Here is a 25,696-nt window from a genome sequence, read left to right as displayed (position 1 = left end):
AAATTATTAACGTTTATTTGGGAAATCATTAACACTCCTATGAAACGCTTAAAATCAATCTGCACGTTAATCGCGTGTTTCTGGCTGTGTGCAATATCAGCACAAAACAATAAAGTTTTTCAATCAAAAACACCAGATTGGGTTACACCAATAGAAGCTAATCTTTCTTCAGAAAAAAAAGAACTCGACAATGCACCATTTCTTTATTTGCTTGTCGATACCCAATATAATTTAATAGAAGAAAGATCATTTCATCGTCTCGCTTTTAAAGTTCTTAATAGCAAGGGCGTACAGGAAATGAGTGACTTTACTATCGAATTTGATCCAGATTATCAACGCCTGTTTTTACACAAAATCAATATTTACCGTGATGGTGAAGTGATCGATCAATTAGATCTAAACCGAATAAAAACTGTACAACGAGAAACCAATCTAGAACGTCATTTGTATGATGGCAGCCTATCTGCACTTTTTAATCTAACAGACGTAAGAGTTGGTGATATTATTGAATACAGCTACGGAAGGCAGGGATTTAATCCTGTGCATAACGGAAATTTTTCTACAGAAGAGTACTTAGAATATTCGCTTCCTGTAGTGAATATCTACGGAAGATACCTGGTACCTAAAAACAATGATTTTGAGATCAAATTTTTTAATGGCGCTGCAAAACCAGAAGTTACAGAACATGCCAATTACAGAGAATATGTAATTAAAAACGATGATCCTAAAACCATTCTTTACGACAATAACACACCTTCCTGGTACGAATCTTCAAAATCTTACCAGGTCTCCCAATTTCAATCGTGGAATGATGTTGCAAAAAATTATAATCAATTTTATCAAATATCGGCTTCAGATAGAAACTGGTTGCAGGCAAAAGCAAAAGAAATTGTTGAAGCAGATACCATTTTCGACGATCCTATTGTACCGCTAACAAGATTCGTTCAGGATAAAATAAGATATTTAGGTTTCGAAAATGGTTTAAGCTCTCACAAACCTAGTAATCCAAAAGATATATTTAACCGCAGGTATGGCGATTGTAAAGACAAATCTTTTTTACTAAGCGAACTTTTAAAGGCTTACGATATCGATGCGCATCCTATTTTGGTGAATTCTTCCTACGGAAACACTATCGACGAAGATTTACCTTCGCCAAACTCTTTTGATCATTGTATAGTACAATACAACAGGTTCAATAAAAATTATTTTATAGATCCTACAATTAACAATCAGGGGGGCGATGCTGAAGAAATTTTCACACCAGATTATGGATTCGGACTCATTTTAGACGACACTACTTCAGCACTTACAAAATTCGAACCTGTAGATTATGGCAAGACCAATATCACAGAAACTTTTATTATCGATTCTATTGGCGGGCCAACACGTTTAAAAGTCGAAACGATTTACAGCGGTTATAAAGCAGATCTTACCAGGGCTGAGTTTAATGGAAATGGATTAAGCAGCATTCAAAAAAGCTACCTCGATTTTTATAGTTTGGCTTACGCCGATATCGAAGTTGCTGAAGAAATTTATTTTAAAGATGATCGCGACCAGGAAAACACCTTCACAGTTTACGAAGAATACGTGATCCCAAATCACTGGGCAACAATGCCAGATGACGCAGACCAGATTTACTCAGAATATTATGCCTTGGCGATCGATAATTATATGTTTCCGCAGAAAACAGCAAAGCGGGAATCCCCATATTATATAAACAAAAGCACCAATATCGACTACAACATCGTCATTTTTACTCCGGAAAAATGGGGTGTAGAAACCGATTACTACAAATCTGACAATCCTTATTTTGAATATACTTATGAAACTAAATATTCGAATGCGAGAATCGATATTATTCATAAATATAAAACTTTAAATGACCATGTTCCCGCTGAAGATTATTCAGATTTTTTAAAAGCTCATGAAAAAGCTGCTGAAAATATTTCTTACTACCTAACCTATAGACCTGGACTTGCAAATAGTTTTGCTTCAAACGCTGATTCTAATATTTCATGGTTTGCAGTGATTTTATTTTTGGTTGTATTTAGCGGAGTAGGTTTTTTATGCTATTTACTCTACATCAAATTTGATATCCCATCTAAAGCACATCCAGACGATCATCGCCCAATTGGTGGCTGGCTAGTTTTAGTAAGTATTGGCTTATGTATTACTCCAGTCGCGATAATGGGAGAATTTTTAACAGGGGAAATATTCACTCTAGACTATTTTGTTTTAATGGCTAGTGGTAAAATTAGCATATTTCTATTTCTAATCTTATTGGTTGTATTGCATTCTGCACTAGTTGCCTACTCGATCTTTATGATTATCATATTCTTTAAAAGAAGGACTATTGTTCCTACTTTGATGATCGTGCTTTATGTATTCAATTTTATTATTAATCTTCTGTCTACATTTTTTGTTTATTTTATCCCTACACTTCAAACCGAAATTGGATTAGGCGAAATCTATATAGATCTAGCACGATCTATAATTTTGGCTATAATCTGGATTCCTTATTTCTCTATGTCCGAAAGGGTAAAAGACACTTTTGTAAATACGTACAACAAGAAAAAAATCGAAGTGAAAGATATCGAAAACTTGAATTTAGCTAAAGATAAGGGTTCGCTGAATTCTTAAAAATTAAGCCTTAAAACATCTAAAATCTCCTGATTAACTTCAGGGGATTTTTTATATCCTCCATTTCGCATAAGCAAGTATAAATCGTGCTACACTTTTGTAACGAAGTTCAGATCGTTCAAAATTATTGATATTCTGAAAACGATAATATTGAGTATTGAATAAGTTTTGTGCATTAAAACCGAAAGTCCAATTGCTTTGCTTAGGTCGATATTCAGCATTTATTAGGCTACTTTCAAAAAATTGATCGTCTACCAGAAATAATTCATTTTTAAGGTTCAAAAAATCTTATCGTTGATTCTAAAAACATTTTCAAAACTGGTCGAGTAATTTTCAATATTGGTTAAATTTCCTTCAATTTCTCCTGAATTTCTCATATAATTCAGCTGAAAATAAAAATCGTAATTCCCTTTAAAATAGGTTGTTCCCCGCAGGTAAAGATTTTGCGATTTATTCTTAATTAAAGAAAACTGATCATTCAAGACCGATGGCCTGGTAAACCACATTTGATTAATTCCAAGTTTGGCGGTCATATTCAATTTATCAATAAAGGTGGTTACCCCAGCATTCAGATTTAAAAAATCTTCAGAATTTGTATAAAATAAAGACGAGAAATTATAGTTTTCAGCAATAAAATTCTGGCGTAAAAAACTGTTTTGATAATCTACATAAGACAGTGTTGTACTCAGTAAAAATCGATCTTTTACTTTATTCAAAATATAGCTAAGGGAATAGCGGTGACTTTTTAGAAGTTCTACTTCCTGTGCTCCATATTGAATACTCCTGTAACTTTTTAAAACGCCAAAACCGGGCAAAGAACTAAGCCTTGGTAATTCCTGCTGAAATTTATAAGAAAGCCTAAAATTGCCAAAACTGTTTTTTAACCAACGATACGAAAGTTCAGGATTATAGATTAGATATTGATCTTTAAAAAAAGAATTCCTATAATCTACAATATCGCTTGCTATTTTCGCATTCATATCCATTTTTTCATTTATCTGGTAAGCGAGCTTTAGCCCTCCTCTAAAACTTAGCTGCCGCGAATCATTACCACCACTTAAGCTATCGATCGCGATTTCAGCATTTATTTCGTTTGATGTTCCGGTAAATTCCTCGTCTAAATGCTGCACTCCGCCAAAAAAACTATACGACCATTTCTTTTTCCTGAAAACGAAATCGGCCTCAATCCCCTGATAGTTTAATGTTGTTTTATAATTCCCGGTTATCGCTTTATCGGCTTCCAGAAAAGAAACCGGCGAAGCTGTAAAATCCTCGTCTAAATTTTTATGGGCTACATATCCATAAATGATCATAGCGCCATTTTTAATCTTTTTGCTGAAATTAACATCGGTTTCCAGATTTCTTTCCTGAGTGTCTAAATCCTGATCGATCAAATCGTTATTAAATTGAAGCGAAGTACCAGAGGCATAAGATTTCAGATCGACCACATTTGTAAAATTTAAATAATGATCTTTAGAAATCGCACTCGAAATTTCGATCTCATTTCTAAAATTCCGTGTTTTTCCTGCAAAATCATGTTGTTCATTATAGGTAATTGGATCATCCAGAAAATAAGTGTAACTACCGCCAAACTGCTGATCCAGCTGTTCGTTTATATACGATGTGGCGGCTCTTAATTTAGTGTCTTCGCTTAAAGGCTTATTGATTAAAAAATGATCGAAAAACTTTTATTCTGAATGTAATTTCGCTCATCGAGCATAATTGTACTTTCCTGTAAATACACCTGTGGATCTAATTTTATTGAAAAATCCTTATCAAAATCATTGAATCCTGAACTATTTTCTGAGACATAATTAGAAAGCTGTTCGTCTGCCCATTCGCCAGTATTATTCCATTTTCCTAGATTGAGGAATTTTATTTTTTCCTTAATCAGCCCCAGATTACTCTCTAGCTTTGAGCGTTCGCGGTTACCAATTCCGGCAGTATTTGTTCCAAAAAGTACCGTTTTTCGATCTTCCTTTAATTTTAGATTTAAGACTTTGGCATCTGAATTTAAGAACTTTTTTAAAACGGGATTTTCTTCATAATTGCTTATTACCTCAACTTCGTCGAGCACTTGAGCGTCCAGGTTTTTTGAAATGATCTTATAATTATTATCGGCCAAATCATCTCCTTCGATCAGTATCTTTTTAATGTACTGTCCCTGCGCTTTAATATTCCCATCGCCATCAATTTCGACACCGGGAATATTGCGCAAAACATCTTCTACGGTTTGTTCGGTTTTATTGGTAAAGGCGCTGACTTTATAACGTAATGTATCGGTTTTAATAACAATCTTTTCATCTGGTTGTAGTAAAACTTCGTCCAGGCTTTCTACCTGCGGTGCCAGTTTTACACTATAAGATTGTTGATTTTTAAGCAAAGAAATTTCTTGCTTAGCAAAGCCCATGCTGTTGGCGACCAAAACTAAATTTTCCTGAAATTCTGGAATACTCAGTTTAAAAACACCTTTTGCATCGGTGTAGCCAAAAGCCAGAAAACGGGTATCCTGCTTTAAAATTACAGAAGCGCCCTCGATGGTTTCACTTGTAATCGAATCCTGAACAATTCCCTGCACTACAAATTCACCCGATTGTCCATAAGTATTTCCGAGGCAGGCAAAAATAAAAACAACTAAAATCTTATTGATCGTCTGCAAATCCTTCTATATAACTTCTTAGCATTAAATTCTGGGTTTTATTGTTTACGTAAATGCCTCTTATATTTGCACTCTCAGCACTCATTCTACCTGAAATCAAAGCTCTTTTTAAAGACTCGATCATATGATTTTTAAAATCTTCAGTACTCATCCATTCCCCATCATGTTCGATTGGTTTTAATAAATATGATTTATCGGTAGGATATTCTATAGATTTAAAATACCAGTAAATTTCTTTGTTGGTATCATAAGCTTCCAGAATTAAGCCGGGCAAGCCTTGCATTTTCCAAGGGCCAATAGGTAACGGAATTTCGGGAGTAAACCAGGCCGTATAATCCCGACCTCTAAAATGAGCGGTAGCTTTATTAGCTGTAAACTTCCCGATGGCTTTAGTTTCCGAAGAAATATTCCAATCGATTTTGGGAGTATGATCTTTTATATAACTAAAACCTATATCTCTAGAAGTAAAAATTCCTTTTTTAAAATCGTTGTAATGTCTAAATCCTATTTCATTAGTAGTAACAGTTCTGGAGATTCTTGCGGTGCCTTCAAAATTACGTTGTTCTCTAATATGCTCCCCTTCCAGAGAATCCATCCTTGTAATGTATAAAGAACGATTGTTATCGAAAACTAATATAGCGTTTAGATCAGGACCCACCGGCGCTCCAGCTCCCATACTTTGTATTTCTCCGTAATAAACTAAACCTGTTTTGTTTTGGCTAAAACCATAAAAACTAAAAAGGAATGTACAGATTAATAATGTGAGTCTAATCATCTAAAATTCATAATTGAAATAAATTACATAAACTTAAGAAAAAAAACACTTACAACTCTTAGGTATAAAATTATATCTTGAATATTTAGATTTTCAGTCTATAATTCACTTCACTAAACCCTTTTCGATTTTATCTTTTTCTTCGGAATTTCTTAACAGCAGAGGGGCCTTTTAATCCTTAAATTGAGGATTATAACAAAAGCAATCCCATGTCTTTTTTCAAGAAAGTAAGAAACACGGTAAACCTGTTAAAGTCGGTTGATATGGATCAACTGGCAAAAATCAACAAACAAATCGATTTATCTGAAGCCATGAAGACTTTAGGTAAATTAGATGAGCGCCAGCTCGCCGGACTCATGAAAATGTTAAAAACCAAGCGTAAAAAGTCACAAAGTGACCTTCCTCCTATCGATGGAGATTTTTACAATTTGGATTACAAGCTTACCGAAGAACAGCGGGAACTTCAAATGAATGTCCGCAACCTTATGGAAGACGAAATTCGCCCATTAATTAATGACCATTGGAATCGTGCAAAATTCCCATTCGAAATTATCGAAAAGTTCAAAAAACTAAATATTGCCGGGATTCCTTACGAAGGTTATGGCTGCCCTAATCTTCCGTTTTTAATGGAAGGGATCATTGCCCAGGAAATTGCGAGAGTCGATGTTTCTACCTCAACTTTTTTTGGTGTACACAGCGGCCTGGCCATGGGCTCTATTTATTTATGCGGTAGTGAAGAACAAAAGCAAAAATGGCTTCCGCAGATGCAAAAATTAGAGAAGATCGGTGCTTTTGGTTTAACCGAACCCAATGTAGGATCTGGTGTTGCCGGCGGATTGGAAACTACCTGTAAATTTGATGGCGAAAACTGGATCTTAAATGGGCAAAAGAAATGGATTGGTAATGCCACTTTTGCCGATGTGATTATTATTTGGGCCAGAGATGTAGACAGCAATCAGGTAAAAGGCTTCTTGGTAGAAAAAGACAATCCCGGTTTTAAAGCTGAAAAAATGGAAGATAAAATGGCGCTTCGTATTGTACAAAATGCCATTATCACGCTTACCGATTGTAAAGTTGCAGAAAGTGACAGATTACAAAACGCCAACTCCTTTAAAGACACCGCAAATGTATTACGAATGACGCGTGCTGGTGTTGCCTGGCAAGCAGTGGGTTGTGCTCGTGGCGCTTACGAAAGTGCTTTAAAATATACTCGTAAAAGAGAACAATTTGGCCGACCAATTGCTTCATATCAATTAGTACAAAATCATTTGGTAGAAATGGTTTCTAATCTTACCTCGATGCAAACCTTATGTTTTAGACTTTCTGAAATGCAAGACCAGGACATGCTTACAGACGAGCATGCTTCTTTAGCCAAAGTGTATTGCAGCATGCGCATGCGAGATGTAGTAAGCCGTGCGAGGGAAGTAATGGGCGGTAACGGCATTCTCCTAGAACACGATGTTGCGCGTTTTGTGGCAGATGCCGAAGCGATTTACAGTTATGAAGGAACCAAAGAAATAAATTCACTAATTGTTGGTAGAGCGATTACCGGTTATAGTGCTTTTGTTAGCTAACAAAAATCAAATTAAAAATCAAATCCCTTTAAAAGGGCAAAAAATTAGAATTAAATGTCAGTATTAGTTGTAGCTCCCGGAAGAGATGTATCCCATTGGGTAGAAACCCTTAAAAGTCAGCATCCGGGAATGAATGTTTATGTTTACCCCGAAGATCATGATACCGAAGAAGTAGAGTTTGCCATAAGTTGGAAGCATCCACGCGGACTCTTTAAAAACTATCCTAATTTAAAAGTTGTGGCCTCGATGGGTGCCGGTGTAGATCATATCACCTCAGACCCGGAATTCCCGGAAGGTGTAAAGATCACAAGAGTGGTAGACGAACAATTAACCAGTGATCTAAGCGAGTTTGTTTTAGCCCTAGTAATGAACCACACACGTCATCTTTCAGCATATAAGCATCAGGAAAAAGATAGCAATTGGAACGTTTTAAAATATTGCCGAAACAGCGACATGAAAATTGGCGTTATGGGAATGGGGGTTATTGGTACCGCAACAGCACAGCTTTTAGCGAAAAATAACTTTAAAGTTTCAGGATGGTCTCGTACAGAAAAAGACTGTGAAGATATCACCTCTTATCATGGCGATAATAGTTTAGATGATTTTCTTCAGGAATCTGAAATTTTGATTTGCTTACTTCCTTTAACCGAAGAAACAAACGGAATTTTAAATAAAGAATTATTCGAAAAATTACCAAAAGGTGCTTACGTGATCAACGTTGGTCGTGGTGAACATCTGGAAGAGAACGATCTTATCGAGATGATTGATAGCGGTCACCTGGCCGGTGCAGCCTTAGATGTTTTTAAAGAAGAACCTTTACCAGAAGACCATGCTTTTTGGAAACACGAAAGAATAAGTATTACTCCGCATACCGCAAGTTTAACCGAAGCCGAATCTGTTGTACCGCAAATCGTAGAGAATTACGAACGTTTTCAAGACGATGAAGAACTTAAAAACCTGGTAGAACAAGATCGAGGTTATTAATAATCGAAAATTATGCTCATCAAAAACATCTTAGTAGCCGTAGATTTTAATGAAGCCGTTGGCGAAATGCTGACTTATGCTGAAAGTTTTGCTGAAAAGTTTGAAGCGAAGATATGGCTGGTTCATGTTGCCGATCCAGATCCAGATTTTGTGGGATATGAAGTTGGCCCAAAATATATTCGAGATACAAAAGCTGAAGAATTTAGGCAGGAACATCGAATGCTACAGCAATTATGTGATTCTTTTATCGAAAATAATATCAAATCTGAAGCTTTGCTCATTCAGGGGTCTACGGTTGAAACCCTTTTAGAAGAAGCAAAAAAACTTAACACCGATATGATGATCGTGGGAACTCATAAACATGGATTTTTTCATGATCTTTTTGCTGAAAATGTTTCTATGGAAATTTTAAAGCAATCAAAAATTCCGGTTTTTACAGTTCCTATTGAAGAGTAATAATTCATTCAAAACTTTTTTACTACTGCTGAAATTGGTTATTTTTCGAATCAATTTCAGCATTTGTTTTTATGGAAGTTTTTACCAAAGAGAGATTAGCTCAGGTTCATGAGCGTATTAAACTATACATTCATGAAACGCCAATATTGACCTCAGCTTTAATTGATGAAATTGCAGGCTGTTCTATCTTTTTTAAATGCGAAAATTTCCAAAAAATGGGTGCTTTTAAAATGCGTGGTGCTACCAACTCGATCTTACAACTGAGTAAAGAAGAGCAGCAAAAAGGGGTAGTAACGCATTCTTCCGGAAATTTTGCGCAGGCATTATCACTTGCAGCAAAAAGTTTAAATGTTCCAGCTTATATCGTGATGCCGTCTAGCGCTCCGCAGGTAAAAAAAGATGCCGTAAAAACCTACGGTGGAAAAATCACGGAGTGCCCACCTACTTTAAAAGATCGTGAAGAAACTGCCCAAAAGATCGTAGATGAAAAAGGAGCCACATTTGTGCATCCTTCTAATGATATCGAAGTGATCTTAGGACAAGGAACTGCGGCTTTAGAATTACTTCAAAAAAAGCCTAATCTTGATATTATAATTACACCAGTTGGTGGCGGCGGACTTATAGCCGGGACTGCTCTTGCAGTGAGTTTATTTTCTGAATACACTAAAACCATAGGCGCAGAACCTTTTGAAGTAGACGATGCCTATAGATCTTTAATTTCAGGAAAAATTGAAACGAACGAGAGTACAAATACCATCGCAGACGGACTAAAAACAAAACTTGGCGACCAAAACTTTCCTATTATTCAAAAACACGTCCAAGAAATTATTCGGGTTACCGAAGAGCAGATCAAAAATGCACTAAAATTGATCTGGGAACGTATGAAAATTGTCGTAGAACCATCTAGCGCTGTTGCTTTAGCAGCTATTTTAAAAGAGCCCGCTAAATTTAAAAACAAGCAAATTGGCTTAATAATTTCAGGTGGGAATGTAGATTTAGGAAAGTTGGCGGAGTTATTTTAGTTTTAAAACTTCTTCTTCAACACACTTATCGTTACCAGCATTTGCCCAATATGCCTTTGGCTATGTTCTGCGGCGTGAAAGTACAATCCGATTACGCTAGAAGGTAATTGCTTTCTACCTACAAAACGCTTTTCGGTTAGGATCGCTTCAGGTGTACTTTTAAATATCGCTAAAGCTTCATTTACTTTTTCAGAAAAATTATAGCTCAAATTATCGATTTTTAGCTCATTATTTTCAAGACCTTCATTCCGAAGATATTCAAATTGCTTTTCGGAAAGCGCTTTTCCTTCAGCATAAGTGAGCATACGATCTAAAACTCCGGTGATATGCTGCAGATGAAAACCAACGCTTGCTCTTCCGGCAGGTTTCTTCCACAGTAATGCTTCAGAAAAATCCTCAGTATATTTAAAAATCTCCTCTTTAGACTGCAAAAGTGCATGTGCAGCCGGTTGTAGCAATAAAGGAATTTCGGGAAGCGGCCCGCGTAACCAAACCTCTGGCAATTTTTCTAAACTCATATAAAATATCTTATGGAAGTTATAAAGTGAACTTACAAAATAAAAGAAATATTATCTTTAGCTAATTAAAAATTGAGTTTAAAACCTCAAAATATCAAACTTCAATTTATAGAATAAACATAGTATTATGCTACGAAACTCGCTCTTCACTTTATTTATTTTTTTAACGAATTTCGCGGTTTTTGCCCAGGAAAAACAGGACAAATGGGATGTTTCTAATCCTTATCCAGATAATGTTCCGGTAAAAACTGTCGACTTAAACACTACAGAAGGTACATGGATGAACCTGGATGTGAGTCCCGATGGAAAAACCATTGTGTTTGACCTTTTAGGAGATATTTACAGTATGCCAATTACTGGCGGAAAAGCAAAAGCGCTTCGTAGCGGAATGGCTTATGAAGTTCAGCCAAGATTTAGCCCAGATGGTTCTAAGATTTCGTTTACCAGTGATGCCGGTGGTGGCGATAATATCTGGATTATGGATGCCGATGGTGATAACGCCTGGGAACTAACCAGCGAAGATTTTAGATTGCTGAATAATGCCGTGTGGAAAGCCGACGGAAACAGCATCGTTGCCCGTAAACACTTTACCTCTACCCGATCTTTAGGTGCCGGTGAAATGTGGCAATATCACATCGCCGGGAAATCCGGACTTCAACTTACCGAAAGAAAAAACGACCAACAGGACGTAAACGAGCCAAGTATTTCACTAGATGGGAAATATCTGTATTACAGTGAAGATATGTATCCGGGTGGTATGTTTCAGTACAACAAAGATCCAAACAAACAGATCTATGTGATTAAAAGATACAGTTTTGGGGATAGTGAAACCATAACTATTACCGGTGGTCCCGGTGGTGCTGCTCGCCCGCAGGTTTCTCCAGATGGTAAGAAACTTGCTTTTGTTCGTAGAGTTAGAACGAAGTCGGTTTTATTTATACAGGATCTGGAAACCGGAGAAGAATGGCCGGTTTATGATAATCTAAGCAAAGACCAGCAGGAAGCCTGGGCGATCTTTGGAGTGTACCCGGGATTTAGCTGGATGCCAAATAATAAAGAACTGGTATTTTGGAGTAACGGAAAAATTAAGCGTGCTAATATTGAAACTACTGAAGTTAAAGAAATTCCGTTTGAAGTAAACGCGAAGATCGATATTGCTGAAACCGTAAGATCTGAACAGCAGGTGTATGCTGAAAAATTCAGCCCAAAAGTTATTCGTCACGCGACTACCTCGCCAGATGGTAAAACTTTGGTATTTAATGCGGTTGGATATCTTTGGAAAAAAAGCTTACCTAACGGAAAGCCAAAAAGAATCACTGAAGCAACCGATTTTGAGTTTGAGCCTGACTTTTCTCCAGATGGAAAAAGTATCGTTTATGTAACCTGGGATGATGAAAAACTGGGAAGTATCAAAAAAGTAGCATTAAGTGGTGGCACTCCAGAAACTTTAACTAAAGAAAAAGGAATTTACCGTAATCCATCGTATTCTCATAACGGTAAAATGATTGTTTACCATAAAGATCGCGGAAATAGTGACCAGGGACAAACCTTCACTAAAGAACCGGGAATTTATTTAATGAAAGCCGATGGTAGTGACGCTAAACGAATTTATAAAGGTGGTGATTTTGCCATGTTTAATCATGACGACACTCGCATCATTTTTCAAACCGGCGGCTATTATATGGGCGGTTTGAGCAAGGGCTTAAAAAGTATCGATCTTAGCGGAAATGACGAGAAAACTTTAGTGAACTCTAAATATGCAAATCGTTTATTGCCAAGCCCAGATGGTAAATGGATCGTATTTAGTAACCTTCATAAAGTTTATTTAGCGCCGCTTCCACATACCGGCCAAACCATCGATTTAGATCCAAACACTAAAGCTGTACCGGTTACCCAAATTGCCAAGGATGCTGGGATAAATTTACACTGGTCTGCCGACAGCAAAAAAGTGCATTGGACCCTGGGAGATGAGTATTTCACCAATGAAGTTTCACAGCGATTTACTTTTTTAGAGGATTCTCCGGAAGAAATTCCTGAAATGACCGAAAAAGGAACAAAAATAGGTTTAGAAATAGAAACCGATACGCCAGGCGGATTGATCGCTTTTACCAATGCTCGAATCATTACCATGAACGAGGATGAGGAAGTAATCGAAAACGGAAGCATTCTTATCGAAAATAATAAGATCAAAGCTATGGGTGCTGCCGGTGAGGTAAACATTCCAAATTCGGCTAAAGTTTATGATGCTTCAGGAAAAACCATTATGCCGGGAATGATCGATGTTCATGCCCATATTGGTGCTTTTAGATATGGATTAACACCTAAAAAACACTGGCCTTCTTATGCAAACTTAGCATTTGGAGTGACCACGGCTCACGATCCTTCAGCATTAAGTGAAACCGTTTTTGGCATTTCAGAATTAATTAAAAGTGGCGAAATGGTAGGGCCAAGATTGTACTCTACAGGAATCATTCTTTATGGCGCCGATGGCGATTTTAAAGCGGTGTTCAATAATCTTGACGATGCAAGATCGGCTTTAAGAAGAACTAAGGCTTTTGGTGCATTTTCAGTAAAAAGTTACAACCAGCCAAGACGTGAGCAACGCCAGCAAATTTTACAGGCGGCGCGTGAATTGGATATGAATGTAGTTCCAGAAGGTGGTAGTACATTTTTTCATAACATGAATATGATCGTAGATGGTCACACAGGGATAGAACATAATATCCCGGTAGCACCACTTTATAAAGATGTGCAAACTTTATGGAGCAATAGTAATGTTGGTTATACGCCAACGCTTATTGTGAATTACGGCGGAATTAATGCTGAATATTACTGGTACGATAAAACAAATGTATGGGAGAATGAAAGACTGCTGAATTTTACTCCGCGTAGCATTGTTGATTCACGTTCCAGACATCGTACAAAAATCCCTGATGAAGAATATGAAAACGGACCTGTTTTAGTTTCTGAAGATGCTAAAGCCTTAACCGATCTTGGAGTAAAAGTAAACCTTGGTGCTCACGGCCAGTTACAGGGATTAGGTGCACATTGGGAGTTTTGGTCGCTGCAAATGGGTGGAATGACCAATATGGAAGCTTTACAGGCGGCTACGATAAACGGAGCGCATTATCTAGGAATGGATAAAGAAATTGGTTCTTTAGAAGAAGGGAAATTAGCCGATCTTTTGGTGTTGAAAAAAAATCCTTTAGAGGACATTCAAAATTCTGAATCTATTATTTATACCATGGTGAATGGAAGATTATATGAAGCCGAAACCATGAATCAGCTTGGTAACGAGCCAGAAGAACGCTCTAATTTTTACTGGGAAAACAACAAATACAATGCGGCATTCCCATGGCATGAAGAATCGAATAGCTTCACATTGCCGGGATGTATTTGCCGTAAACTAGGACATTAACTTTTTGAAGATCTATGGAACTCTACATAACCGCGGCCATTATTTTTGTTGGAATCTTTCTTTTTATAAAGGATTATTTCTCGATCGATACCACATCGATCCTTATCATGGCGTTGTTTATTGTAAGCGGAGTTCTAAGTCCTGAGGAAGGTTTTTCTGGGTTTAATCATCCTGCTACTATAACTTTAGGATGCATGTTTGTGGTTAGTGCAGCTATTTTTAAAAGCGGGATCATAGATAGTTTTAGTGATAAGATCATTAGGATCGCAAAGATAAATTATGTCTTTGCCCTAATGATCTTTTGCTTTTCTGCAGCATTATTTTCAGCATTTATCAATGACACGGCAGTTGTTGCGATTTTAATCCCAATGGCTTTGCTTGTTTGTAGAGAAACAGGAATAAGCCCGGCAAGATTATTAATTCCTATTTCATTTTCAGCATTATTTGGCGGCACCTGTACTTTAATTGGCACTTCCACAAACATCCTTGTTAGCGGGATTGCTAAAAAAGGTGGATTAGAGCCGTTCAATATGTTCGAGTTCACTTTGCCTGCATTATGTTTACTTGCCATAGGTTTAACGTACCTGATCCTGGTTGGCCCATGGTTGTTACCAAAACGTGCCGAAGCTCACGAAAGCGGATTAACCAAAGAAGCCCAAAATTATCTAGCTGAAGTTGTTTTAAGTAAAGATAGTACAGATGTAGATCATTCGATCATCAAATCGAAACTGGTAAGCCAATACGGTGCACAAATTCTCTCCATCAAAAGAAAGCATCACCGCATGTACGAAATTAACGGCGATACGGTACTTCGTGCTGAAGATTCTATGAAGATCTTGATCGATCCTCAACATCTCTCAGATTTAATGGATAAAGGCGGCTATATTTTGACCGGTGATAACGACGATCTTCTTGAAGAAGAAAAAAAGAAGGATAACAAAGATGAAAAAACGATCTATGAAGTGATGATCCCGTACGGTTCTCCTTTAGCCGAACGTTCTTTACGACAATTAAACTTCAGGAATATTTATTATGCTTCGGTTTTGGCACTTAGGCATCGCAAAGAAATTATCACTCAAGATGTATCGAATGTGGTTTTAAAAGAAGGTGATATGTTGTTGCTTTATGCTGCGCAAAGAGATATTCAGGCATTAACTTCTAGAAAATTACTGGTAGTTTTATCAAATTATCACGCCAAAAAAGTGAACTACAAAAAAGCGATTCCGGCTTTATTAATTACGCTTGGCGTTGTTTTATCTGCGGCTTTAAATTTAACTTCAATCCTAATTAGTGCAATGATTGGTAGTTTGTTGCTAGTAACAACTTCAATATTAAAACCAAAAGAAGCTTACGATGCGATAGAATGGAAAGTGATCTTTATGATGGCTGGCGTACTTTCTATGGGAAAGGCTTTAGAAAAAACCGGCGGATCTGATGTAATTTCGCAGTTTATCTTTGATCAAATTGGTGATCTTAACCCAAGCATTATATTAAGTTTAGTTTTTCTTATTACCTTTCTATCAACAAACATTTTAAGCAGTAAAGCAGCGGCAGCGCTTATGGCGCCAATTGTAATAAGCCTTGCAAGTGCGTTACAGCTTAGTGAAAAACCATTTTTAATTGGTGTAATGTTTGCCTGTTCATTAACTTTTATGACGCCGGTTAGCTATCCAACCAACACCATGGTTTACGGTGCCGGAAATTATAAGTTTAATGATTTTTTAAAATTTGGAACACCATTAAATTTCATTATCTGGATCGCCGCATCATTCATTATACCGATGTTTTTTCCTTTTGAAGTTTAATTTTTGAAGCCTAAATAATGAGAAGAGTAAAACTGAGCAATCCTTTTAAAACAAGAATCATAGATGAGAAACTCATCAGGGAACATCTTGCTTTAGAAAGAACAAAACTGGCTAACGAGCGTACCTTGCTTGCTTACATAAGGGCTTCTCTTTATTTATTGATTGGTGGTTTAGCCTTGCTTCAGATTAAAGAATATCCAGAATTACACTGGTTGGGATACGGTGCATTTTCAGTAAGTATTATTTTTTTGTCGGTTGGGATTTCCAGATACATTCATCTAAACAGAAAACTTACAAAGTTGCTGCGTCCCGAAAACCAATCTGAAAACAACGAATCTTAAGCCCTGTTTTGCTACAGTCTATTTTTCATTATTCGATGCATTTTTTAGCGATAGGAATTATCGCTTATTTTTTTGATCAAAAAAACTGGAAGCATAATTGGATTATTTTAGCTGCAACCATGTTGGTGGATTTAGACCATATTTTTGCGAGTCCGCTTTTTGATCCTAATCGCTGCGGAATTGGTTATCATCCATTACATTCTCAAATAGCGATTATCTGCTATATTTTAGGAGCTGTTTTTCTAAAAAAAGGGATTTTTAAACTTATTTTCATTGGTTTGTGCTTCCACATGCTTACAGATTTTCTGGATTGTCTTTGGACCTTCTCTAAATGTGGGGAATGCTATGAAAATTCAGCCTTAAAACAGCTAATTTCGAATAGTTTATAAAAGCAAAAGCCGTTTTTAAAGAAAAACGACTTTTGCAAAAGGAAATAAAAACCTAAACTTAACCAACTTTAAATTCTAACTTTCTTCTTCATAAGAATTACATTACTATTTATCGATTTTGGGCATTATTGAAGCATTTTTTTTTAAATCTGGATTCTTTAGCCTAACCGATTTCACTTTCAGAATTCACTCCTTTTAAGAAGGATTAAAATGTTCATGCTCTTCTGTAGTAAGCATTCTGGATCTTATAATAAATCGTTTGCCTTTGGGAATTTCCAAAGAAAAGCTAGCGCCTCTACCTGGCGTGATATCTACAGTAAGATGGGTATGCTTCCAATATTCAAATTGATCGTGACTCATATAAAATGGCACTTTACCTACTTCTCCTAAATGAATATCGTTATCGTCCAGATAGAAATCTTCTTTTGGCAACAGCATTGGCGAAGAGCCATCGCAACAACCACCGCTTTGGTGAAAAATTACCTCGCCATGTTCTGCTTTAAGTTCTTCTAGCAAGGCTGCAGCCTCTTTGGTTATATCCACTCGTCTAAAGGTCATATCCTAAAAGAATCCAAGTTTATTCTTATCATAAGAGATAAGCATATTCTTAGCCTGGCGATAGTGATTAAGCATCATTAAATGATTCTCTCTACCAAAACCAGATTTTTTATAACCTCCAAATGGCGCATGAGCAGGATAATCATGGTAGCAATTCACCCAAACTCGACCTGCTTTTATCGCACGCGGAATTTGATATAATTGATGTGCATCACGTGTCCATACTCCGGCTCCTAAACCATACAAAGTATCGTTGGCAATTTCTATAGCTTCAGCTTCATCTTTAAACGTACATACTGAAAGTACCGGACCAAAGATTTCTTCCTGGAAAACACGCATTTTGTTATGCCCTTTTAAGATCGTTGGCTCGATATAAAATCCGTTTCCTAAATCTCCATCTAATTTTGCAGCGCCACCACCGCATAAAACTTCAGCACCTTCTTCTTTACCAATATTGATATACGACAAAATTTTCTCGTGTTGATCGTTAGAAGCCTGTGCTCCCATCATAGTATCTGGACTAAAAGGATCGCCCATTTTTATTGCTTTAGTTCTAGCGATAACCTTTTCGATAAAAGCTTTATAGATATCTTCCTGGATAAGTAAACGAGAAGGACAGGTACACACTTCACCCTGATTTAAAGCAAACAACACCGCACCTTCTATACATTTATCTAGAAACTCATCATCATGATCCATAATACTACTGAAGAAAACATTAGGTGATTTTCCACCAAGTTCCATGGTTACCGGATGCAGGTTTTTAGAAGCATATTGCATAATTAACTGCCCGGTTGTGGTTTCCCCGGTAAACGCCACTTTATCTACATCTGGACTTGAAGCTAATGGTTTCCCGGCTTCTGGACCAAAACCATGAATCACGTTTAAAACTCCTTTTGGTAATAAATGACCTACTTTTTCAGCAAATATTGTTGCTGAAGCCGGAGTTTGTTCCGCAGGTTTTAAAACGATACAGTTCCCGGCAGCCAATGCTGGTGCTACTTTCCAGGCCATCATTAACAGCGGAAAGTTCCACGGAATAATTTGTGCTACCACGCCAAGTGGTTCCTGAATAATAAGGGACAGTGTGTTTTTATTTAATTCTGAAGCACTTCCTTCTTCAGCTCTTATGACTGAAGCAAAATATCTAAAATGATCTACCGCCAAAGGAAGATCGGCATTTAAAGTTTCACGAATGGCTTTTCCATTATCTGAAGTTTCGATTTGTGCAAACTCTTCCAAATTTTCTTCTAAAATATCTGCGATCTTATTCAGGATAGCAGAACGCTCGGTCACTGATGTATTTCCCCACTCCTCTTTTGCGGCATTTGCTGCAGCAATCGCATTTTTAACATCAGCTTCTTTAGATCTTGGAAATTTTGCGATAAGCGAATTATCTACCGGAGAGTGATTATCAAAATACTCGCCATCGATAGGGTCTACAAAGGCTCCGTTAATATAATTGCCATATTTTTCCTGGAATTTTGGTTTGGAATAACTCATAATAGATATGTTTTTAATATTTCAATCTAAAACTCCGTAATTATTTGCATTAAAAATTGAACTTTCCTATTTTTAATTACTACTTTTCTATCGATTTAATAATTTAGTGAGTTTTGAATGATAATCTTTTAAAATACGAGAGCTCTAGAAAGCTGCAAACCTTTATCGAAAATCGCACTATTTACAGTGCAGATTATGCTGAACTAAATGTTTTTGAGACGCAGCAGGTCGCAGAGAAAGTTGATTTACAGTTTTCTTATCCTATAATTGCCAGTATGCTTTCAGGAAAAAAGATTATGCATTTAAAAAACAGAAATCCGTTTGATTTTTATCCGGGTGAAAGCGTAGTGCTTCCTTCAAACGAAAAAATGATTATCGATTTCCCTTTAGCCACTAGCGCTGAGCCAACTCGCTGTTTAGCTTTAGGAATCGATCCCGATAAAATTCAGGAAACCGTAAATTATTTCAACGAAAATACCAGGCTAGATTTTGAGAATGATCATTATGATCTTCAGGCAAATTCAGCTCATCTTGAAAATAATGTTCAGGTTCAATATGTTTTAGATCGCATTTTTAAAACTTTTTTGAGTGACGAAAAAGCTAAAGATGTCTTATTAGATCTTATGGTAAAAGAACTGGTGATAAGACTTTTGCAAACCAAAGCAAAATTAATGTTGCTGGACGATTCTTCGCTTTTTGATAATAACCGCATGGCTTTTATTGTAAAATATATGCGCGAAAATTTATCTAAAAACATTTCTGTAGATGAGCTTGCCGCAAAAGCCTGTATGAGTAGTTCTAACTTCTACAAAACTTTTAGGAATACACTAGGCGAAAGCCCGATTGATTACTTAAATGGCGAGCGTATTAAATATGCTAAGAAATTGATTCAGCAAACTTCAGATAAACTGGCAGACATTGCTTTTCAATCTGGATTTAACAATGTTAGCTATTTCAACAGGCAGTTTAAAAAATTGGAAAGCATTACGCCAAATCAGTATCGCAAGAGCGTTAGAGCGAACAAATACGCTTCTTAAAGTTTAAAAAAAACTTAAAGTTACAGCAATATTCCTTAAGAAGTTTAAGATTCTATACCTTAGGCGCCAGTCAATTAAACAGAAGTGAAAGGCATTTAAATGTCAGGATTATTGTATTTTGTAATAATTAGAGGAGTTTGTAAAAAGTATGCTTAAGTAAATCTTGTATCTTTACACCCTAAAATTTATCCAAACAAACTAAGCGAAGAATAACAATTATGCATGTAGCGATTGCAGGGAATATTGGTGCTGGTAAAACCACGCTAACAAGATTACTCGCCAAACATTACAAATGGGAACCTCATTACGAAGACGTTCTTGAAAATCCTTATCTCGAAGATTTTTATAACAAGATGGAACGTTGGTCTTTTAATCTGCAAATCTATTTTTTAAATAGCAGGTTTAGACAAATTTTGCAGATTAGGGAAAGTGGTAAAAAGATTATACAGGATCGTACTATTTACGAAGATGCACACATCTTTGCTCCCAACTTACATGCAATGGGATTAATGACCAATAGAGATTTTGAAAATTATAAATCTTTATTTGAACTAATGGAAAGCGTTGTACAGGGCCCAGATTTACTAATTTACCTAAGAAGCAGTATCCCCAACTTGGTAGCCCAAATACAAAAAAGAGGAAGAGACTATGAAAACTCGATTTCTATCGACTATTTAAGCCGATTAAATGAACGATATGAAGCCTGGGTACACGATTATAACAAAGGAAATTTACTAATTGTAGATGTAGATAATATTAACTTTGTAGATAATCCAGAGGACCTTGGTGACATTATTAACAAGATTGACGGAGAAATAAACGGACTATTTTAAATTTGGATTATGGAATCTACTAAACTGAAACGACCTAAGCATAAAGGATCACCAAAATTATTTGAGAATCCTATTTTAGAAAAATTAACGCATACGCATATTTCTGCTCCATTAATTATCTTTTTTGGAACCGCTGCTGCACTTATTTACTACGGAATTTTTGAAAAAGGATTTAGAACTCCTGAAATTTTAGCCTGGTTTGCCGGCGGATTATTATTCTTTACTTTCATAGAATATATAGCACACCGCTATTTATATCATATCCCGGCAACAACACCTAGAAGGCAAAAAATTTCATACACCATGCATGGTGTTCACCACGATTATCCAAAAGATAAATCTAGATTAGCTATGCCTCCTGTTTTAAGTCTAATCGTAACCTCTGTACTTTTTATAATATACAGAGCAATTTTAGGCGATTACGTTTTTGGATTTTTAGCAGGTTTCTTAGTAGGATATGCAGGTTATCTTGCGGTACATTATTCAGTGCATGCATTTAAAGTGCCTAACAACTTTTTAAAGATCTTATGGCATCACCATAGTATTCACCATTATCGTGAACCAGATCGTGCTTTTGGGGTATCTTCTCCTTTTTGGGATCATATCTTTAGAACCATGCCAAGACAAACTCCGGCCAGTGCAAAAACTGCTGTAGGAAAAAGTATAGACGACGAAAATCAAGGAAAAGGACATACGCATTAAATAAATTCCCTTTCAAGAAATTAAAGCCGAATGATGATTGTCATTCGGCTTTTTTATTAGCACCGCCAATGGGTGTAACACCCAGAGGCTTGCCTCAAAATTAAAAATTTGTTTCCAGCGAATGCCTGGTAGGCTTAGCCCTTGGTAGTTTACTACTTAATAAATCCATTTTCACGGGCATGAGTAATTGCTTCAGCAGAGCTATGAACCATTAGCACAGGTGTGGTGTCAAAATCATCGATAATGCTTTGCACACGCTGCATTTGCTTTTTATGATTTACACTTCTTAAATATATCGCCAAAATACGATCTGAATGCTGTACTGCAATATCTGTATAAATGCTAGCATCATGTTCTCCACTATCCCCAATCAAAATAAACTTAAGATCTGGATAGGTTTTAAGGATATTAAAGATCTCTCGCTGCTTATGTGGTTTTTCTGGCTTTATTGTTTTTTCGAATGGATGTCTTATATCTCTAAGCAAGATCGGGCCTTTGGGAAAACCATTATAATCCAGGAACAGTTTTAAATATTCATACATATTCCAGGGGCTATTACTTAAATAGAACATTGGATTTCGGTTTCCTTCTGCCCTGCCTTTATGCAATAGTTTATAAAGATCTGGTGCGCCCTTTAAAGGCATTCGTTTATAGGCATTGGTAAGCAAGCTGTTTTTCAGCAACCGCCATTTTAAGAAAGAGGTGACTCCCGTATGCAAGATCGTATCGTCGATATCACTAATAACGCCATATTCTGCATCTACAGATGGAATCAGAAATTCGCCTTCAAAAGGATCGCCTAAAAGTTCGGTTTTGGGTTCCAGTTCTTCACGATAATACAGCTGATAATCTACCCAACCTTCATCATTGGATACTTCAGCAATATTATTTTCAAGATTTTGATTGAAGAGAAAATAGCCTTCATCATTGGTTGTTGTTTTTAGATTGATCTTCCCGGGAATTTGCAATTCAACCTCAGCATCGGGAATTTCAAAACTATCAAATTGCTTATATGTGTTCACAAAGGTTTTCCACTTATTTTGATCTTGATGAATCTTTAGCGGCGCATTATCCAGAACACGACCTTTCACAAATAACCTTGAGTAGGTTCCATAACTTCGATAGGGCACGATAAGTACCTGATCCAGGTTTTTATATCGCCCCAGTAACTTTTTTATTCGTTTAAACATTCAAGTAATTTTCCGTCTATAAGTTTACAAATTTTATTCGGCATTAAGCCTCTCTAGGGCATTTTCCATATTAATTGCTTTTGAACCTAATTCTTTAAAAAGGTCTCCTATTTCTGAAATTCGCTGCGGAACATTAAAAATGTTAAAATCGGTGATCTTCAAACCGCTTTTTACCTCGTCCCATTCTAACGGAATAGAAACAGTAGCTCCTTTTCTTGGGCGTACCGAATAAGGTGCGGCAATCGTTTGCCCACGGCGATTTTGCAAATAATCCAAATATATATTTCCTTTTCTGGCTTTTACCACTCGCTCCATACTAGTGAGTTCTGGTAATTTATCCTGAACAAAATAGCAGAGTAATTTTATAAAATCTCGTCCTTCCTGGTATGAATATTGTCCACCAAACGGAATATAAATATGTAATCCTCTGGAGCCTGAAGTTTTACAAAACCCATCGATATTCGCTAAATCCAGCACTTCTTTTACGGCTTGTGCCACTTCTATCACTTCTTCAAAAGTATTTTTATCTGAAGGATCTAGATCGATCACGCCATAATCTGGCGCATCCAGATTACCGATTTTAGAATGCCAGGGATTAATTTCTATACAACCCAGATTAGCCATATACAATAAAGTCGCTTCATTTTGGCAAAGCAGATATTCGATATTTTTTTCTGAAGATTCAGAATAAATACTCGTTGTCGCCACCCAATCTGGTAAACTTTCGTTGTCTTTTTGATAGAATCCTTTTTGCTGAATCCCGTTTGGATGTCGATGTAAATTTTGCGGACGATCTTTTAAATACGGAAGCATAATTTCTGAAACCTGAAGATAATATTCGATAAGGTCGTACTTACTTATTTTATCTTTTGGCCAGTATATTTTATCCAGGTTGGTAAACGGCACTGAAATCCCTCCAATATCAAGATTCCCCGAATTTGAAGCCGATTTTTCTGAACGCTCTGGAGTTTCAATCTTAGCTTCAGGTTTTACTTCTGTGGTGGTTTTATCTTCTCGCAAACCTTTAAAAACCGGGTGACGCATCGCACCAGATTTTGTCCATTCAGAAAATTTTACTTCACAAATTAGTTCAGGAATTATCCAATTTGGGGTTCTTCCTTTTAAATTTATTTTTTTGGAAAATGGAGATTTTTCCGCACTAAGATCTTTCATTTTAGCAAGCAATTCTTTTTGCTTTTCGTTAGAAAATCCACTTCCGCAGTTACCAACATAAGTAAGTTGCCCATCTTTAAACATTCCCAGGATCAATGACCCAAAAACAGCTCCTTTAGAATTTGTATAACCACAAATTATGGCTTCTTCACTTTCTACCGCTTTAATTTTTAGCCAGTTTTCGGTTCGATAACCGGGCGCATAGGTCGTATCGCTTTTTTTCGCGATCACGCCTTCCATCCCGCTATCGATCGCCTTTTTATAAAATGCAGTTCCCATACCTTCTATATGATCGCAATAAAAAGTATAATCTAAATCCTCTAAAACCTCTGGAATTAGACTTTTTCGATCTATCAACGGCAATTCTAACATGCTATGTCCATTTAAAAAAAGCATATCAAAAACATAGAATCTTAGCGTACCCGGAGTATTTTTATCATAATTCTGCAAAGCCTGGAAATCTGGCAACCCATTTTTATCTACGATTACCACCTCGCCATCAACAATAGCTTGTTGATCGATCTGTTCTAGATCCTTTACCAAAAGCGGAAATTTTGAATTGTAATTAATTCCGTTTCTAGAATAAATGCGCACCTCGCCATGATCTACATGTGCTATTAATCGATACCCGTCCCATTTTAACTCGTAGATCCAATCTGGATGATTAAAAATTTCTTTGGCCGTAGTAGCCAACATTGGTTTTACGGTATCTTCAGGTTTTAACTTTCGTACTTTTGGAGGTCTTATCTTTTTATTTTCTTCGGAAATGTTTTCAGAATAAACTTCAGCATAAACCTCGGCGTCATAAATAAGATCGGTAGAAAACTCGTCTTTCTTTTTAATTAGCAACCAGTGATTTTCCTTGCCCTGCTTTGTATTAACCAGAGCAAAATTCCCTTTTATCTTCTTCCCTGAAAACTGAAGCTTTAGATCTCCATTTTGATATTGCTGAAGCAAATTCTTATTCTCTAGCGGACTGCTAAATTCGCCTTCGTCCCAAATATCCATCTGGCCTGCGCCATAATTCCCCTTCGGAATTTCTCCTTCAAATTTTAAATATTTAATGGGATGATCTTCAGTATGAACAGCTAATCGCTTATCTCTTGGATTCATTGACGGACCTTTGGGAATTGCCCAACTTTTTAGCGTTCCGCCAATTTCCAGACGAAGATCATAATGTAATCGAGTGGCCTGGTGCCGCTGAATTACGAACCTGTTTAGATCTTCATCGTTCGATTCAGCTTTAGGTTCAGGAGTATTATTAAAATTCCGTTTCTTTTTATACTCGTCTAAACTCAAAATTAAGAGGCTTTATTCTTTTTCTTTTTATCTAAACTGGCTTTTAGCTGCGCCATTAGATCTTTTGCCGGTGTTGGTTCGCTATCAAATTCTTCGGTCTCTGGCGCTTCACCGGCGGCTTTAGAATCGATGATCTTTTGCAACTGCTCGTTATAAACATCTTTAAATTTATCGAAACTAAACTTAGTGGTATATTGATCAATAAGTGAAATCGCCATATCCACTTCTTTTTTCTGAACTTTGGTTTTTGGCAGTTTTAGATCCTTTGGATTCCTAATTTCATCTGCAAATCGAATAACATGAAGCACAAGTGCATTGTTATAAACGCCCACCAAACTAAGGTGCTCTTTTTGACGCATTACAAAAGTAGCCACGCCCAACTTCTTGGTTTTCTTTAGCGCATCGCGAAGCAAATTGTAAGATTTACCACCTTCTTTTTGTGGCTCCAAAAAATAAGGCTTCTTAAAAAGAACATCTGCAACTTCTTTTTCTTCGATAAACTCTTCGATATCGATGGTTTTACTCTTCTTCATATTAGCCTTTTCGAAGTCTTCTTTTTCTAGGATCACATAGCCTTCATCCTTTTTAAAACCTTTTACGATATCTTTCCATTCAACTTCTTTCCCGGTATCTTCGTTCACTCGCTTATATCTTATTCGTCCCTGGTCGCGACGATCTAGCATATCAAGATCAAGTTTACGATCTTCTGATCCCGAATATAATTTTACAGGAATCGATACGAGCCCAAAGCTTATCGAGCCATTCCAGATTGATCTCATAGTTTTCTGCGCTTTCGTCTAAAATTAAGAGAAATATAAGA

General features: G+C 36.6%; 22 protein-coding genes. 12 read left to right on the top strand and 10 right to left on the bottom strand.

Features of this window, described 5'->3' with window-relative positions; all coding sequences use genetic code 11:
• The first annotated feature begins 39 nt into the window (after nt 1-39).
• Nucleotides 40-2,640: a DUF3857 domain-containing protein gene (locus tag BM201_RS05745; protein WP_092540385.1), complete on the top strand. Its 2,601-nt coding sequence runs from the start codon at nt 40-42 to the stop codon at nt 2,638-2,640.
• A gap of 51 nt (nt 2,641-2,691) precedes the next feature.
• Here BM201_RS05745 and BM201_RS05740 read toward each other — a convergent pair whose 3' ends face one another.
• From BM201_RS05740 to BM201_RS05725, 4 genes are all read right to left on the bottom strand, one after another.
• Nucleotides 2,692-2,922 carry a hypothetical protein gene (locus tag BM201_RS05740; protein ID WP_092540384.1) on the bottom strand — a complete coding sequence of 77 codons (231 nt, stop codon included), beginning with the start codon at nt 2,920-2,922 and terminating at the stop codon, nt 2,692-2,694.
• Complete coding sequence (locus tag BM201_RS05735; protein ID WP_092540383.1) at nt 2,919-4,088, bottom strand: hypothetical protein; 1,170 nt, start codon at nt 4,086-4,088, stop codon at nt 2,919-2,921. Before BM201_RS05735 ends, BM201_RS05740 begins: the two co-directional genes overlap by 4 nt.
• A 218-nt stretch (nt 4,089-4,306) precedes the next feature.
• A complete protein-coding gene (locus tag BM201_RS05730; RefSeq protein ID WP_092540382.1) occupies nt 4,307-5,299 on the bottom strand; it encodes a carboxypeptidase-like regulatory domain-containing protein in 993 nt (330 codons plus the stop codon).
• Nucleotides 5,283-6,074 carry a GLPGLI family protein gene (locus BM201_RS05725; protein ID WP_092540381.1) on the bottom strand — a complete coding sequence of 264 codons (792 nt, stop codon included), beginning with the start codon at nt 6,072-6,074 and terminating at the stop codon, nt 5,283-5,285. Before BM201_RS05725 ends, BM201_RS05730 begins: the two co-directional genes overlap by 17 nt.
• A 209-nt stretch (nt 6,075-6,283) precedes the next feature.
• Here BM201_RS05725 and BM201_RS05720 point away from each other — a divergent pair, with 209 nt between their 5' ends.
• The 4 genes from BM201_RS05720 (at nt 6,284) to BM201_RS05705 (ending at nt 10,110) form a co-directional block, all read left to right on the top strand.
• The gene (locus BM201_RS05720) at nt 6,284-7,648 is read left to right on the top strand and encodes an acyl-CoA dehydrogenase family protein (protein ID WP_092540380.1); all 1,365 of its coding nucleotides are present in this window, start codon (nt 6,284-6,286) and stop codon (nt 7,646-7,648) included.
• A gap of 54 nt (nt 7,649-7,702) precedes the next feature.
• A complete protein-coding gene (locus BM201_RS05715; protein ID WP_092540379.1) occupies nt 7,703-8,632 on the top strand; it encodes a 2-hydroxyacid dehydrogenase in 930 nt (309 codons plus the stop codon).
• 12 nt (nt 8,633-8,644) lie between these two features.
• Complete coding sequence (locus BM201_RS05710) at nt 8,645-9,088, top strand: universal stress protein (RefSeq protein WP_092540378.1); 444 nt, start codon at nt 8,645-8,647, stop codon at nt 9,086-9,088.
• Between the two features lie 71 nt (nt 9,089-9,159).
• On the top strand, nt 9,160-10,110 hold the full coding sequence (locus BM201_RS05705) for a pyridoxal-phosphate dependent enzyme (protein WP_092540377.1): 951 nt from the start codon (nt 9,160-9,162) through the stop codon (nt 10,108-10,110).
• Nucleotides 10,111-10,112: 2 nt separating this feature from the next.
• On the opposite strand, the gene BM201_RS05700 is transcribed toward BM201_RS05705, so the two are convergent.
• The gene (locus BM201_RS05700) at nt 10,113-10,628 is read right to left on the bottom strand and encodes a DinB family protein (RefSeq protein ID WP_092540376.1); all 516 of its coding nucleotides are present in this window, start codon (nt 10,626-10,628) and stop codon (nt 10,113-10,115) included.
• A gap of 127 nt (nt 10,629-10,755) precedes the next feature.
• Between BM201_RS05700 and BM201_RS05695 the strand changes: the two genes are divergently transcribed.
• From BM201_RS05695 to BM201_RS05680, 4 genes are read left to right on the top strand one after another with little or no spacing between them, the layout of a single operon-like run.
• Nucleotides 10,756-14,046 carry an amidohydrolase family protein gene (locus tag BM201_RS05695; RefSeq protein ID WP_092540375.1) on the top strand — a complete coding sequence of 1,097 codons (3,291 nt, stop codon included), beginning with the start codon at nt 10,756-10,758 and terminating at the stop codon, nt 14,044-14,046.
• A 14-nt stretch (nt 14,047-14,060) separates the two neighbouring features.
• On the top strand, nt 14,061-15,851 hold the full coding sequence (locus BM201_RS05690) for an SLC13 family permease (protein WP_092540374.1): 1,791 nt from the start codon (nt 14,061-14,063) through the stop codon (nt 15,849-15,851).
• Between the two features lie 17 nt (nt 15,852-15,868).
• On the top strand, nt 15,869-16,192 hold the full coding sequence (locus BM201_RS05685) for a DUF202 domain-containing protein (protein ID WP_084839702.1): 324 nt from the start codon (nt 15,869-15,871) through the stop codon (nt 16,190-16,192).
• A gap of 8 nt (nt 16,193-16,200) precedes the next feature.
• The gene (locus BM201_RS05680; protein ID WP_092540373.1) at nt 16,201-16,581 is read left to right on the top strand and encodes a DUF6122 family protein; all 381 of its coding nucleotides are present in this window, start codon (nt 16,201-16,203) and stop codon (nt 16,579-16,581) included.
• A 195-nt stretch (nt 16,582-16,776) separates the two neighbouring features.
• Here the strand turns inward: BM201_RS05680 and BM201_RS05675 are convergent, their stop codons facing one another.
• Together BM201_RS05675 and BM201_RS05670 are read right to left on the bottom strand one after the other, a co-directional pair.
• A complete protein-coding gene (locus tag BM201_RS05675) occupies nt 16,777-17,139 on the bottom strand; it encodes a DUF779 domain-containing protein (RefSeq protein ID WP_092540372.1) in 363 nt (120 codons plus the stop codon).
• Between the two features lie 3 nt (nt 17,140-17,142).
• Nucleotides 17,143-18,642 (bottom strand): aldehyde dehydrogenase family protein, encoded by a 1,500-nt coding sequence (locus BM201_RS05670; protein WP_092540371.1) that lies wholly within the window; start codon nt 18,640-18,642, stop codon nt 17,143-17,145.
• Between the two features lie 113 nt (nt 18,643-18,755).
• Here BM201_RS05670 and BM201_RS05665 point away from each other — a divergent pair, with 113 nt between their 5' ends.
• The 3 genes from BM201_RS05665 (at nt 18,756) to BM201_RS05655 (ending at nt 21,214) form a co-directional block, all read left to right on the top strand.
• Nucleotides 18,756-19,679, top strand: coding sequence for an AraC family transcriptional regulator (locus tag BM201_RS05665; protein WP_092540370.1), 924 nt, complete (start codon nt 18,756-18,758; stop codon nt 19,677-19,679).
• Nucleotides 19,680-19,897: 218 nt separating this feature from the next.
• On the top strand, nt 19,898-20,512 hold the full coding sequence (locus BM201_RS05660) for a deoxynucleoside kinase (RefSeq protein WP_092540369.1): 615 nt from the start codon (nt 19,898-19,900) through the stop codon (nt 20,510-20,512).
• 9 nt (nt 20,513-20,521) lie between these two features.
• Nucleotides 20,522-21,214, top strand: a complete 693-nt coding sequence (locus BM201_RS05655; RefSeq protein WP_092540368.1) for a sterol desaturase family protein — start codon at nt 20,522-20,524, stop codon at nt 21,212-21,214.
• A 152-nt stretch (nt 21,215-21,366) separates the two neighbouring features.
• Here the strand turns inward: BM201_RS05655 and BM201_RS05650 are convergent, their stop codons facing one another.
• The 3 genes from BM201_RS05650 to ku are packed head-to-tail and all read right to left on the bottom strand — an operon-like array spanning nt 21,367 to nt 25,655.
• A complete protein-coding gene (locus BM201_RS05650) occupies nt 21,367-22,404 on the bottom strand; it encodes an App1 family protein (protein ID WP_092540367.1) in 1,038 nt (345 codons plus the stop codon).
• A gap of 33 nt (nt 22,405-22,437) precedes the next feature.
• Nucleotides 22,438-24,876: a DNA ligase D gene (ligD, locus tag BM201_RS05645; protein WP_092540366.1), complete on the bottom strand. Its 2,439-nt coding sequence runs from the start codon at nt 24,874-24,876 to the stop codon at nt 22,438-22,440.
• Between the two features lie 2 nt (nt 24,877-24,878).
• Nucleotides 24,879-25,655: a non-homologous end joining protein Ku gene (ku, locus tag BM201_RS05640; RefSeq protein ID WP_092540365.1), complete on the bottom strand. Its 777-nt coding sequence runs from the start codon at nt 25,653-25,655 to the stop codon at nt 24,879-24,881.
• Nucleotides 25,656-25,696: the final 41 nt, after the last annotated feature.

The organism is Zunongwangia mangrovi, from assembly GCF_900112105.1.
Classification (GTDB): domain Bacteria; phylum Bacteroidota; class Bacteroidia; order Flavobacteriales; family Flavobacteriaceae; genus Zunongwangia; species Zunongwangia mangrovi.
The sequence above is the reverse complement of the archived record's forward strand: the minus strand, read 5'-3'. Positions and strand labels throughout refer to the sequence as shown.

Coding starts and splice junctions, on each gene's coding strand:
- BM201_RS05745 (WP_092540385.1), top strand. CDS start 40: ATGAAACGCTTAAAATCAATCTGCACGTTAATCGCGTGTTTCTGGCTG.
- BM201_RS05725 (WP_092540381.1), bottom strand. CDS start 6,074: ATGATTAGACTCACATTATTAATCTGTACATTCCTTTTTAGTTTTTAT.
- BM201_RS05720 (WP_092540380.1), top strand. CDS start 6,284: ATGTCTTTTTTCAAGAAAGTAAGAAACACGGTAAACCTGTTAAAGTCG.
- BM201_RS05715 (WP_092540379.1), top strand. CDS start 7,703: ATGTCAGTATTAGTTGTAGCTCCCGGAAGAGATGTATCCCATTGGGTA.
- BM201_RS05710 (WP_092540378.1), top strand. CDS start 8,645: ATGCTCATCAAAAACATCTTAGTAGCCGTAGATTTTAATGAAGCCGTT.
- BM201_RS05705 (WP_092540377.1), top strand. CDS start 9,160: ATGGAAGTTTTTACCAAAGAGAGATTAGCTCAGGTTCATGAGCGTATT.
- BM201_RS05700 (WP_092540376.1), bottom strand. CDS start 10,628: ATGAGTTTAGAAAAATTGCCAGAGGTTTGGTTACGCGGGCCGCTTCCC.
- BM201_RS05695 (WP_092540375.1), top strand. CDS start 10,756: ATGCTACGAAACTCGCTCTTCACTTTATTTATTTTTTTAACGAATTTC.
- BM201_RS05690 (WP_092540374.1), top strand. CDS start 14,061: ATGGAACTCTACATAACCGCGGCCATTATTTTTGTTGGAATCTTTCTT.
- BM201_RS05685 (WP_084839702.1), top strand. CDS start 15,869: ATGAGAAGAGTAAAACTGAGCAATCCTTTTAAAACAAGAATCATAGAT.
- BM201_RS05675 (WP_092540372.1), bottom strand. CDS start 17,139: ATGACCTTTAGACGAGTGGATATAACCAAAGAGGCTGCAGCCTTGCTA.
- BM201_RS05670 (WP_092540371.1), bottom strand. CDS start 18,642: ATGAGTTATTCCAAACCAAAATTCCAGGAAAAATATGGCAATTATATT.
- BM201_RS05660 (WP_092540369.1), top strand. CDS start 19,898: ATGCATGTAGCGATTGCAGGGAATATTGGTGCTGGTAAAACCACGCTA.
- BM201_RS05655 (WP_092540368.1), top strand. CDS start 20,522: ATGGAATCTACTAAACTGAAACGACCTAAGCATAAAGGATCACCAAAA.
- BM201_RS05650 (WP_092540367.1), bottom strand. CDS start 22,404: ATGTTTAAACGAATAAAAAAGTTACTGGGGCGATATAAAAACCTGGAT.
- ku (WP_092540365.1), bottom strand. CDS start 25,655: ATGAGATCAATCTGGAATGGCTCGATAAGCTTTGGGCTCGTATCGATT.